The organism is Candidatus Pelagibacter sp. HIMB1483, from assembly GCF_052048135.1.
Classification (GTDB): domain Bacteria; phylum Pseudomonadota; class Alphaproteobacteria; order Pelagibacterales; family Pelagibacteraceae; genus Pelagibacter.
In genome coordinates this window covers 515,311-526,368 of the sequence record NZ_JBNAIM010000002.1, presented here as the reverse complement: position 1 = coordinate 526,368, position 11,058 = coordinate 515,311, and the positions used below count along the sequence as shown (strand labels likewise).

Here is an 11,058-nt window from a genome sequence, read left to right as displayed (position 1 = left end):
TTATTCTTCTAAAAAACCAGTTTTATTTAATTTAAAAATCACAAATAAACCTTCTCCACCTACTAATTTAAAAAATTTATCTCTAGGCGAAGATCCATCGTACAAAAAACACAATTCAATATCATCATCATCTTCCGTAGTACAATTTTCATCATCACAATCTTTTAAAGAAACTCTTTCAATAGTTTTATCATAATTAGACAAGGAAGTTAAAGAGGACACAGTAACATTTGAAAATGCATTGTCACACGTATCATCTGAACTATCACCACTTTGACAGTTGCATCTTCTATTTAAATCTAAATCTCTCCATCTAACATTATTAGTGTCTGGTTCGTACAATTTTAAATTGATATTATTGCCTGAGTTTTCCATTATCACTTTATAATGTTTTCCATCTGAGAATGCTTTAAATTTAATCTCTTCGATGTAACTTTTTAAGTTTTCTTTATTAGCTCTTAGTGTTGAACCCGAATCAATTGAGGTAAAAGAGACATATCCAATACCACTAAAAATTCCAAGGATGGCAATGATAACTAAGAGTTCAATGAGAGTGATTCCTTTTTTAAAAAACATAGATAAATTAATACATATTTAAGCATAATTTAAATACATAATAATTAGACACTAATATAGGCACTATTGCAAACATCGTTGAATTTTATAAAAGTAATAAATGACCATGGCTTATTAATATATGAAAGAAAAACTACTAGTTTTTAAAGAAAAATTTTTACAAGCATTTAGAAAATTCATATATCCATTACTTGGTGGCATAAGTATTTCTAAAGAAAAAAGAGTAGCAATAGAAATCCAACAAGACAATATTAGTGTTTGCCAATTTGATGGAAAAAATCAAATTAAGCGGTTTTTTAATGAAAAATTAGAAATATCAACAGATAAAAATATTGAAAATGCTAGTGAAATATATGAGCAAAAAATTCTTAAAATTGTTAAGAAAAACATGCTTAAAGGATATGAGGCTAACTTAATATTTCCAACATCGTATTCTAAAATTCGTTTAATTAACATCCCTATTGCTGAGGAGGACGCAGCAAGCTCAGATGATGTAATTTTTTATAATTTTTCAAAAAATGCACAAGCTCACGAGTTTTGGGAAAAATATGAAGAATTAGGTGAGATAAAAGAAACAGATGAAATAAGCCATTATATAGTTTCTAAAAATGATGCAACATTAGAATTGAGTGTCATTGTTGCTATCACTGAAAAAGAAAAAATTTTATCCTTTAAAAACTTACTTAAAAACTGTGGAATAAATGCAAATCTAATTGAACCAAAATTATTCTCTATCATCAATTCAATTTTAATTAAAAAACAAGAAATTAAACCATTCAATTTTGGTATTTTAGAGTACACGAATAATAAATCATATTTTGCGATCGTAAGTGATACTTCTATAAAATTAATAGAAGTTGAAATTTCAAGATCGGATCAAGTTCTTTTAAAACAATTAGAAAAAATGCCAAGTCCAGATGGTCCGTTTTGGTTAGAAGTATTTGAGAGAAGTTTACAAAATATTAATTCATTAATTGAAGAAACAAATAATGATGAAAACAATGAGATAAAAGTTAAAGAATTATATTTTTACTCTGAAGAAGATAAAATTAATAATTTTATAACGGGATTAAAAAATAAATTCCAAGATATCATAATCAAAGAAATTTCTTTGATATCAGGCAACATGTCTGAACCAGAATTAGAAATTAAAGATAATTTAGTCGAGTACGATACGTTAAAAGAAAACCTATTAGAAAATAAAACAATTAAACTAAGTAAAAAAGTTCAAAAAACTTTTCCAGTTACCTATATAGATATTAATAAAGCGTTTCCTTTAATTGGGTCCTCACTAAGATATTTGAATGCATTTAATATTAAGAAAAAATTTCTTCCTAAATTTCAAATTAATTTAAATCCAGAAAATTTTAAGTATTTAGAGAACAATAAAATTAAAACGAGCAATTATTTGTTAAACTCAATTACAGTTCTTTTATTATTTATTTTTTCAGGTTTAATTGCTTTAAACTTGCCAGTTTATTTTGAAAAATCTAAAGTATTAAAACAACATCCATCGGTAGTTCAAAAATATGATCAAACATTAAATGAAATAAAAAATATCAGCGGCAAGTATAAAAAAATTGAAGCAGACACTAAACTTGCAAGTGAAGTTCAAAATGTAAATAATGAATATTATAAACTAGTTAAAAATACACCATCGATTGTTCCTGAGGGAGTAAAATTAAATAAATTGGAATTTTTAGACAACCAAGCTGTTTTTGAAGGTCACGCAATAACCGACTATGATCTTAACATGTTTGTCCAAAATATTAGAGATACTATTGGTAGACCAGATATTACAAAATTGAATATAGCTGTAATAGTAAATGATGATTCTCAGTCAGCACCGATTGAACAATCTGAAAGCACGTCAAATAATAATCAACAAGTTTCTCAAAATACAAGTTCTTTTAGAAATTTTAAAATTGAAGTGGATTTATAGATGATCAAAAGATTAGTCATTAAAAGAAGAGTTGTCAGAAAAAAAATAAAAAGTACTGACGACAAAATTGAAAAGTTCATTAAACCTTTTAAAATTAAAGAAGAAAAATTTTTAAATCCAAATTCCATTAACATTAAAATGTTTATGATTGGAATTTTGGTATTGGGTTTTTTTATTGGAAACTTTGTTGTAATAAAACCAACCATCAATTCAGCAAAACTTATTGAACCAGATTTACAACAGAAAAAATCTTTTTTAGACACAAGTGACACTTCTAGGATTGGTTTATTAAAAAAAACAAAAGAAGCTGAAGACCAACTTAAGCAAATCAATCAGTCATTTTTCTACACTTCAAAACCTGATGAGTTTTATGCTTTGTTTTCGGAAGCAGCACTCAACCATCAGTTAAAGATTTACTCTTTAAATAAAGTTTCTGAAGATTTTTTTAAAAAACAAAAAAAAGATGATCCCAAGGCATTTGATATTTTTGAAAAATATAAAATTGTTGAATATGAGCTAGTAATTGATGGAAAGTTTATTGATTATCTTAATTTTATAAAAACACTCGAAAAATATGATAAAAGTTTTGTAATAACTGATTCTGTTATTCAAAAAAAAAGTAATGGGACAGTTGAAATTAAAAACAAAATTAAACTGAGTTTATTAAATACATGAGAATATATTTATTTAAATTTTTTCTGATTTTTTCACTAGTTTTATTGCCTCACATTTTACATGCAGGTCAATCTGGTGATGAAGTTGAAGAAAATAGTGAATATAGTTTAGAAAATGATACTGAACAATCAAATGATAATCAATTAAAAATTAAGATTGTAAAGAAAGAAAAAATTGTAGATCCATTTTCTAAAGATTTATTAGTTGTTAAATTTTTCAGAAAAGATTTGAATACTCCAAGTGTATATCCTGTGTCATCGATGAAATTGGTTGGAACTATATTGTCCGATGGTCCTGATAACTTTGCATTAATTAAATTACCAGGTGATAATGATCAGGTAGTTGTAAAGCAAGGTCAAAAAATTGGAAAATTTGATGCAATTGTTAAAAAAATTGAAAAAGATTTATTAATTATTGAGGAAAATAAAAAAATATTAACTCTGGAGTTAGATGACTAGTTTTAAATATTTATCATTAATTTTAATTGCATTAATTTTTACTAGTTGCGCTTCAAATAAAGGTAATTCTGGAAAAATTAAAAAAGATATTAGCATAGAGGAGATCAAGAGAGATGGGCTAACCACAGTTACTAATACATTTAAAGAAGGGCCAAATATTGGTTACAATAATGCTACTAAACCACGAAGAGAAATGTCCTCTTCATCTTCTAAAATAAGTTTTCCTAATTTTCCAATTTCAATAAAATTTCAAAATTCAGATTTGCGAGAAGCATTAATTGGGCTGGGAAATTTAGCAAATAGGAATGTGGTGGTTGACCCAAATGTTCAAGGGATTTTGAACTTTTCTGTAGTTAACGAGCCATGGAATAATGTTATTAATACTGTCATTGAAATGAATGGTTTGGTTCAATCTTCAGATAATGATACTGAGATTATCAAAATTTCAGCTGGTGGTACATCGGGACAGATTCAAATGACTGAAATATTTAATATTTTTTATGAAAAGCCATCTGAAATGAAAAAACAATTAGAAGCTGTTATTAAAGGTGATCCTGTGGCTGGGGGAACAACTGTTACCTTAATTGAAAATGATAATAACCAAACTATAATTGCAAAAGGAAGTCCTTCAGATTTAAAAACATTAGAGAACATTTTAGAAAAAATTGATGTAAAAAAACCTCAAGTACTAATTGAGGCTTTTTTAGTGGAAGTGTCACCAACCTTTTCTTCTAAACTTGGAACCAGATTAGGTTTGGCAAGATCCAAAACTACTGCTAGTGGTGCAACAGAGTCTATTCGGGGTGGTATAGGAACTTCTGCTGCCAGTGTTGCTTTAGGAAACGATAATAGTAGTGCAACTGATTTTTTAATTTCAGGCACATCTGGTCTTGGAATTTTAAGAGAAACGAGTTCAGGGGATTTGAAATTTGAAATTGATGCTCTAGAAAAAGAGGGAGACTCGAGAACACTTTCAAATCCAAAATTATTTACTGTTAGTGGTAAAAATGCAATAATTAAACAAGGTACTCAATTTGGAGTGACTGAGACCACAACTGCAGCATCAGGAACTACGACATCATCAACTAAATATTATGATGCTAATCTACAGTTAGATGTTACCCCTATAATTACAGGAGATGGTACAGTTATGATGGAAGTTAAAATTACCAATGATTCAGTTGATTTGTCCGTAAATCCTCCAAAAATCACTAAAAAAGAAATAGATACAAATTTGATATTAGCTAATGGAGATATAGCTGTTGTAGGTGGTATTTTAACTGAAACATTATCAGAAACAAACTCTAGAGTTCCTGGTTTAGGCAAGATTCCAGGTATTGGAGCATTGTTTAGATCTAGAGTACAAGCAGATGATAAACAGGAACTTTTGATTTTTTTAGCACCAAGGATTATCTAAATGGAATTAAGTTCTGCTGCTTCAGAAAAAATTGCAAATCTTTTGGCTGCCAGTGGAGCTCTAAGTCAAGATAGATTAACTAAGATCACAACTCAATGTGGACCCAATAAATCAAAAATTGTAGAAGAGCTTCTAAAGAAACAATTTACAACAGAAGCAGATATCGCAAAAACAATTTCTAGAAGTTTTTCGATTAAACAAGTTGATTTAAAAGAGACTCAGATAAAGCCAGAATTAATTACTATATTACCAACTGAGTTTGTTAAAAAAGAAAAAGTAATTCCTTTTGAATTACAAGGTGGAACTTTAAAAGTTGCAGTTGCAGATCCTTTAAAACTTTCTCATGGACCTAAAATCAAATCTTTTACAAAAAAAAATGTTTTATTTTCCGTAGCAACTCTAAGTAATGTTGAACAAATTTCTAAATCAAAGGTGTGGGATATAAGAATTGCAAAAAAGGAAACAAAAACTCCAAATAAAACTTCAATTGCTGCCGCGACAGGTTCTTTAAATGTAGTAGGAGTTGTTGATAAGATTTTTCAAGATGCATTAAGAGACGGAACAAGTGATATTCATATCGAAGTTTTTAAAGATAATGTAGCCAAAGTTAGATATCGAAATGATGGGATTATGAAAATTCAAGAAAGTTTTGATCCTATATTAGCTCCTAATTATATGGCTGTTGTAACAAGACTGAAAATAATGGCTGGTTGTAATATTTCAGAGTCTAGACTTCCACAGGATGGAGCAATTACTGTTCAAGATAAAAGTAACAATGGAATAGATGTTGATGTTCGTTTCAATACTGTCCCAACTAAATATGGTGAGCGTATTTGTATGAGATTATTAAGAAGTACAAATGTTATTGGGTTAGATAAAATTGGTATACCCATGTCTGAATTAAGCAAATTTATCAAAGCAATCGAGTCTCCTCAAGGGATGGTTTTAGTAACGGGACCTACTGGAAGTGGTAAAACAACTACTTTATATGCTGCTCTCGCGCATTTAAATAAGCCAGAAAAAAATATACTCACTGCTGAAGATCCTGTTGAATATACAATGGAAGGAATAGGTCAAATCCAAGCAAATGAGCAAATAGGATTATCTTTTGCAAGTATTTTAAGAGCTTTTTTAAGACAAGACCCTGAAGTAATTTTAGTTGGAGAGATTAGAGATAAAGAGACTGTTGATATTGCAATTAAAGCTGCACTAACAGGACATTTATTATTATCAACACTACACACCAAAGATGCTATACAAACAATTATTAGGTTAACAAATATGGGTGTACCTAATTTTATGATAGCAGGAGCTTTGAATACAGTTGTTGCTCAAAGATTAGCAAGAAAAATTTGCTCGAATTGTAAAGTTGAGGATTCATCTATCACTCAATCTCAGCTCAAAGATATAGGCTTTGGATTGACAGAACTTGAAACATTAAAAGTTTATAAAGGACAAGGTTGTAGCGAATGTAAAGACACAGGATATAAAGGAAGACAAGGTATTTATGAAATTTTAGAAGTCAATCAAGCATTAGCTTCAGCAATCATTGAGGGTAAACGAGCTCCTGAAATGTTAAAAATTGCTAAAGAAAATGGCTTTAAAACTATTGATCAAGTTGCAAGAGATCATATTAGAAATGGCGTAATTACTTACGAAGAATTTTTAAGAACTATTTCATTACAAAACTAGATGTTAAATTTTAGTTATACTGGAAAAAAAGAAGGTCAAGATACAACAGGATCAATCCAAGCCTTGAATAAAGCACAAGCCATAGCTAAATTACGAGCTCAAAAGATTACTGTTTCAAAGATTAATGAATCCAAAGCTAATGGTTCATCAAGTAATGGTGCCGATCCAGAGATTAAAACATTTTTAGGAATGCAACTTCACTCTGATAAATTGAGTGATTTAGATATTATGATGTTTTCTAAAAAACTTGAAACAATGATGAAAGCTGATTTGCCTATAATGGATTCAATTCAATTAGCTAGAAGACAAGCTAATAAGCCAGGTATGATTAAATTAACCAATTCAATTATTGAAGATTTAAACCAAGGACGTCCTTTCAGTACTTCACTTGAAAAATTTCCAAAATATTTCGATGACTCTTATGTGAATATGGTTAAAGCTGGGGAAAGCAGTGGTACACTTGCTTTATTTCTTAATAAAATTGTCAGTTTAGTTGAAAAGAAATTAAAAATTATAAAAGACATAAAAGGTGCACTCACTTATCCAATTATTCTGTTAACAGTTGCCCTTTTAGTGACAACTGTCATGTTGGTAAAAGTTGTTCCAGTCTTTGAGGAAATTTATGGAAGTCTAGGAGTGCCATTGCCTGCTGCAACTCAAAAAGTTATAGCAATGAGTAACTTTTTAACTAATCCTAGCCAGGGAGGGGTTTTGGTTATGAGTATAATTGTAATAGTAACAACTATTATTTTTTTAAATAAAAAAGTTTATGCTGTAAAAAAATTTTTTCATGGGTTTTCACTAAAAATTCCAGCCTTTGGTCCTTTAGTAATTAAATCTATATATGCAAAGCTTTCCATGGTTTTATCTAATCTATTAACTGCTGGAGTTCCAATCATACAAGCTCTAGAAATCAGTAGTAGAGTGACTAATAATATTTTAGTTAGAGAAGCTATAGCAAGAATTCAAGAGGAAATTTTAACAGGTAAAAACCTTTCTGAACTTTTTGCCGGAGAAAAAATTTTTCCTATGGAGTTTTCGGAATTTATGAAAGTAGGTGAGAGAACTGGAAGTGTAGATGAAATGTTTAATTCCCTTGCAACTTATTATGAAGCCGAAGTTGATAATGCTGTTGGAGCTTTGAAACAATTTATAGAACCTGTAATGATTGTATTAATTGGAGCTTTGATTGCTGGATTACTACTTACTTTATATCAACCAATATTTAACATGGGACAGGTAGTGAAGTAAAAAAAAAGGCGCTTCTTTTAGAGCGCCTTTTTTAAAATTTAAATTTTAATTAAGTTATATTATGATGCATCTCCAATAGTTTGAGATAGAATTTCTCCATCCGCAACTCTTTGTCGAATAGTACATTCATTCGCTGTGGCATCACAAAAGATTGTAATTCTTCCATCAGCATCTGGGTCAGTTGCTGCAGCCACAGCTTTTGCATATGTTCCAGCTGCTTCATCTTGAGAGTAAGGGTTTTTATAACCTAAACCAGTTGAAGCTGTTAAATAACTTGCTATATTTGTATCTGTTGCAGCATCAATACCGTCAGAGCAAGTATCTTTTGTTGAACCTTCAGGCCATGCATAATTTCCTGAACCTAAAGCACATTTTGCCATTTCAGCATTAATCATACTTACAGTTTGAGAAAACTGTGTTCTTGATGCCTGTTCTTTAGCACTAGCTGTGTATCCAGTATATGCAGTAATACCTACAGCTGAAAGGACACCAATAATTGCAATTACCACAAGTAATTCAATTAAAGAGAAACCTTTTTTTGAGTTTAATTTTTTCATTTATTCTCCATTTAAATTGTTAACAATTATCCCTTTATACTTTTTTTTTTAATTATTCAAAGAAATTTTTTATCAACAACCAAGAGGGATTTAGAACTAATTTTAGACTAAACTAAATATAAAAGAGGATAATGAATGATAATCCCATTGAAGATCCAAAGGGAATTTCAAAATTTTTGATGTTTCTACCTAAAATAGCATAATAAACAATCCCAATTACGGAAGATAAAACTAGAAAGTATAGTAATTTTTCAAAACCTAGCCAAGATCCAAATCCAGCAATTAAATACACATCACCCAAACCTAGAGCCTCAATATCTTTTAATTTCTTAAAGATAAACCTTAAACTAAAAAATAATATAAATCCTATCAATGATGAGATTAATGAATTTTTAATTGTGATTTCAAGTGGATTTAAGTGATTAAATAATAATGCAACAACTATCCCGGATATAATTATAGAATAATTAAATACATCAAAAATAATTCTTTCATTAAGATCTATAAAAATAATTAATATAGTTATAAAAAATAAAATATTTAAAATAATAGCTTGAGCAATATTAAAATTTAAATAGTTAAGTAAAAAAATTAAGGCAGTAAAAATTTCTACTATTATATATTGTGGATTTAGATTTTTGTTACAACATTTTGTTTTACCAAAAAGAAATAAAGATGAAACAATTGGTATATTCAAATGCCAAGGAATTTGTTTTTTGCATTTAAAGCAATAGGATCTTGGTGACACTATGTTTTGATTTTTTGGAAGCCTTAGAATTAAAACATTAGCAAAGCTTCCAAATAATGCTCCTAAAATAAAAAAGATTACTCCAAGCATTAAAGCTTAATAAAAAAACATTTTAAAAATACTGTCTAAATATAAATCAATTATTTTTAATCTATCAAGAATAACTAATCCTGTAAGAGTCATTATTAATCCAATAAGGATTAAATACAAAATATTTTGTCTTTTTTTATCTTTGTCTGTTAAACTATTATTTGAAATATCTATTTTTTCCTCATCATCAACATACTCAAGATGAATATCTTTTTCCATTTCTTCAAATCTTGATACAGTTTCTTCAATTTTTTCAAATCTTTTATTATAAGTATTTGTAGCAGCATTAAGTTTTTGGACACTATTTAGTAAATCATTAATACTCGTTTGAATTTCATCACTTACTCCATCACCAGAATTATTTTGAATTTTATTTTCTAGTTCTTCAACTCTATTTAACAAATCACCTGCGTTAGGTAAATTGTGACCTGTAGAAGGAGATGAGCTAGTGGATTGCATTAATGAGTTTTCATTTATTTTTTGTATTTCAGTTTTAATATCATCTAAAACATCTAGCTTTTTTAATTGTTCAGTCTCTTTATCAATTTTATCTTCTATTTTATTAAGCGTACTTTTTAATTCTCCAAAATTATGCTTGTTAAATGGATCTGGGTCACCAGTTAAAAGAGAAGCATTAGCTTCTGCTGTATCTTCAGCAGTAAACCTTTCTTGATTATCATTTTTTGTATTTGCTTCATCTTCATCTAATAAACTTGAATTATCACCTATTAACAAACTATTATCTTCCTCACTTGTTTCGCTCATTTCATCATTTTTAATATAAGATTCTAAATCTTTTGATTCTAAATCTGTCATATTTTTATCTTAATATAAAATTGAATTAATGTTTATTAAAAAAATTGTCTTATCCCCATTACACAATAATTCATTTATTGACTGTTAGAGATCTCAGAATATATTGTGGTTATGAGTTATCCTGAAAAAAATGAAAATAATATTCAAATAATTACTATAAAAGGTGATGTGGACCTTGAAAACTCTGATGGTTTAAGAGATCAAGTATCTGCTGCATTAGATATCAATACAGCTGTTGCTTTAGATATGAGTGAAGTGAGTTACATTGATAGTTCAGGTATTGCAGCTTTAATAGAAAATAGACAAAAAGCTGATGAAGCTGGAAAAGAGTTTAAATTATTTAAACCTAGTGAGTCTGTAATTTCGGTTTTAAAGATGGCTAAACTAGATACATTTTTTGTCATTGAAAATTAAAATCATTTTTTAATGAAATCCCAGAAATTTGACGCAACGATAGAAAATTTAAAACATATTAGAAATTTTGTTGAACAAATTTTAATCGATTTGAAGATCAATTCTAAAACAGTTTTAGAGATAAAATTAGCAGTCGGTGAGTCAATTGCCAATATTATTAAGTATGGTTATAAGGAGTCTGATTCTAAGAATAAAATTTTTGTTGAAGTAGATTTTAAAGATAATCTTTTTGAAATTCACATTTATGATAATGGAATTAAAGTAACAAAAGATATGATTAAGCACCGTGACATTGATGATGTTAAACCAGGCCAAATTGGAACTTATTTTATTAAAAATATAATGGATTATTTTGATTGGTCAGAAGAAAAAAGTGATTGGGTAAATCATTTAGTTCTCAAGAAAAAGATTCATTAAATTTT

12 protein-coding genes are annotated in these 11,058 nt (G+C 28.5%); 8 read left to right on the top strand and 4 right to left on the bottom strand.

Annotated features, from left to right (window positions below; all coding sequences use genetic code 11):
• The gene (locus ACTTAV_RS03425; RefSeq protein ID WP_440670220.1) at positions 1 to 576 is read right to left on the bottom strand and encodes a pilus assembly FimT family protein; all 576 of its coding nucleotides are present in this window, start codon (positions 574 to 576) and stop codon (positions 1 to 3) included.
• A gap of 121 nt (positions 577 to 697) precedes the next feature.
• Here ACTTAV_RS03425 and ACTTAV_RS03420 point away from each other — a divergent pair, with 121 nt between their 5' ends.
• The 6 genes from ACTTAV_RS03420 to ACTTAV_RS03395 are packed head-to-tail and all read left to right on the top strand — an operon-like array spanning position 698 to position 8,011.
• Positions 698 to 2,518 carry a hypothetical protein gene (locus ACTTAV_RS03420; protein WP_440670218.1) on the top strand — a complete coding sequence of 607 codons (1,821 nt, stop codon included), beginning with the start codon at positions 698 to 700 and terminating at the stop codon, positions 2,516 to 2,518.
• A complete protein-coding gene (locus tag ACTTAV_RS03415; protein ID WP_440670217.1) occupies positions 2,519 to 3,193 on the top strand; it encodes a hypothetical protein in 675 nt (224 codons plus the stop codon).
• Positions 3,190 to 3,651, top strand: a complete 462-nt coding sequence (locus ACTTAV_RS03410) for a hypothetical protein (protein WP_440670216.1) — start codon at positions 3,190 to 3,192, stop codon at positions 3,649 to 3,651. Before ACTTAV_RS03415 ends, ACTTAV_RS03410 begins: the two co-directional genes overlap by 4 nt.
• Positions 3,644 to 5,068: a secretin N-terminal domain-containing protein gene (locus tag ACTTAV_RS03405; RefSeq protein WP_440670215.1), complete on the top strand. Its 1,425-nt coding sequence runs from the start codon at positions 3,644 to 3,646 to the stop codon at positions 5,066 to 5,068. Before ACTTAV_RS03410 ends, ACTTAV_RS03405 begins: the two co-directional genes overlap by 8 nt.
• Positions 5,069 to 6,760: a GspE/PulE family protein gene (locus ACTTAV_RS03400; protein WP_440670214.1), complete on the top strand. Its 1,692-nt coding sequence runs from the start codon at positions 5,069 to 5,071 to the stop codon at positions 6,758 to 6,760.
• On the top strand, positions 6,761 to 8,011 hold the full coding sequence (locus tag ACTTAV_RS03395) for a type II secretion system F family protein (RefSeq protein ID WP_440670213.1): 1,251 nt from the start codon (positions 6,761 to 6,763) through the stop codon (positions 8,009 to 8,011). It begins immediately after the preceding gene.
• 59 nt (positions 8,012 to 8,070) lie between these two features.
• Here the strand turns inward: ACTTAV_RS03395 and ACTTAV_RS03390 are convergent, their stop codons facing one another.
• The 3 genes from ACTTAV_RS03390 to ACTTAV_RS03380 form a co-directional block, all read right to left on the bottom strand.
• Complete coding sequence (locus tag ACTTAV_RS03390) at positions 8,071 to 8,568, bottom strand: pilin (RefSeq protein ID WP_440670212.1); 498 nt, start codon at positions 8,566 to 8,568, stop codon at positions 8,071 to 8,073.
• Positions 8,569 to 8,680: 112 nt separating this feature from the next.
• Positions 8,681 to 9,406, bottom strand: coding sequence for a prepilin peptidase (locus ACTTAV_RS03385; protein ID WP_440670210.1), 726 nt, complete (start codon positions 9,404 to 9,406; stop codon positions 8,681 to 8,683).
• A 6-nt stretch (positions 9,407 to 9,412) separates the two neighbouring features.
• Positions 9,413 to 10,222 (bottom strand): hypothetical protein, encoded by an 810-nt coding sequence (locus tag ACTTAV_RS03380; protein WP_440670209.1) that lies wholly within the window; start codon positions 10,220 to 10,222, stop codon positions 9,413 to 9,415.
• Positions 10,223 to 10,333: 111 nt separating this feature from the next.
• On the opposite strand from ACTTAV_RS03380, the gene ACTTAV_RS03375 reads away from it, so the two are divergent.
• Complete coding sequence (locus ACTTAV_RS03375; RefSeq protein WP_440670208.1) at positions 10,334 to 10,636, top strand: STAS domain-containing protein; 303 nt, start codon at positions 10,334 to 10,336, stop codon at positions 10,634 to 10,636.
• Between the two features lie 12 nt (positions 10,637 to 10,648).
• Complete coding sequence (locus ACTTAV_RS03370) at positions 10,649 to 11,053, top strand: ATP-binding protein (RefSeq protein ID WP_440670207.1); 405 nt, start codon at positions 10,649 to 10,651, stop codon at positions 11,051 to 11,053.
• Positions 11,054 to 11,058 lie beyond the last annotated feature (5 nt).

What these genes read in the sequence shown, in the direction of transcription:
- ACTTAV_RS03425 (WP_440670220.1), bottom strand. Translation starts at nt 576, where the DNA reads ATGTTTTTTAAAAAAGGAATCACTCTCATTGAACTCTTAGTTATCATT.
- ACTTAV_RS03420 (WP_440670218.1), top strand. Translation starts at nt 698, where the DNA reads ATGAAAGAAAAACTACTAGTTTTTAAAGAAAAATTTTTACAAGCATTT.
- ACTTAV_RS03415 (WP_440670217.1), top strand. Translation starts at nt 2,519, where the DNA reads ATGATCAAAAGATTAGTCATTAAAAGAAGAGTTGTCAGAAAAAAAATA.
- ACTTAV_RS03410 (WP_440670216.1), top strand. Translation starts at nt 3,190, where the DNA reads ATGAGAATATATTTATTTAAATTTTTTCTGATTTTTTCACTAGTTTTA.
- ACTTAV_RS03405 (WP_440670215.1), top strand. Translation starts at nt 3,644, where the DNA reads ATGACTAGTTTTAAATATTTATCATTAATTTTAATTGCATTAATTTTT.
- ACTTAV_RS03400 (WP_440670214.1), top strand. Translation starts at nt 5,069, where the DNA reads ATGGAATTAAGTTCTGCTGCTTCAGAAAAAATTGCAAATCTTTTGGCT.
- ACTTAV_RS03395 (WP_440670213.1), top strand. Translation starts at nt 6,761, where the DNA reads ATGTTAAATTTTAGTTATACTGGAAAAAAAGAAGGTCAAGATACAACA.
- ACTTAV_RS03390 (WP_440670212.1), bottom strand. Translation starts at nt 8,568, where the DNA reads ATGAAAAAATTAAACTCAAAAAAAGGTTTCTCTTTAATTGAATTACTT.
- ACTTAV_RS03385 (WP_440670210.1), bottom strand. Translation starts at nt 9,406, where the DNA reads ATGCTTGGAGTAATCTTTTTTATTTTAGGAGCATTATTTGGAAGCTTT.
- ACTTAV_RS03380 (WP_440670209.1), bottom strand. Translation starts at nt 10,222, where the DNA reads ATGACAGATTTAGAATCAAAAGATTTAGAATCTTATATTAAAAATGAT.
- ACTTAV_RS03375 (WP_440670208.1), top strand. Translation starts at nt 10,334, where the DNA reads ATGAGTTATCCTGAAAAAAATGAAAATAATATTCAAATAATTACTATA.
- ACTTAV_RS03370 (WP_440670207.1), top strand. Translation starts at nt 10,649, where the DNA reads ATGAAATCCCAGAAATTTGACGCAACGATAGAAAATTTAAAACATATT.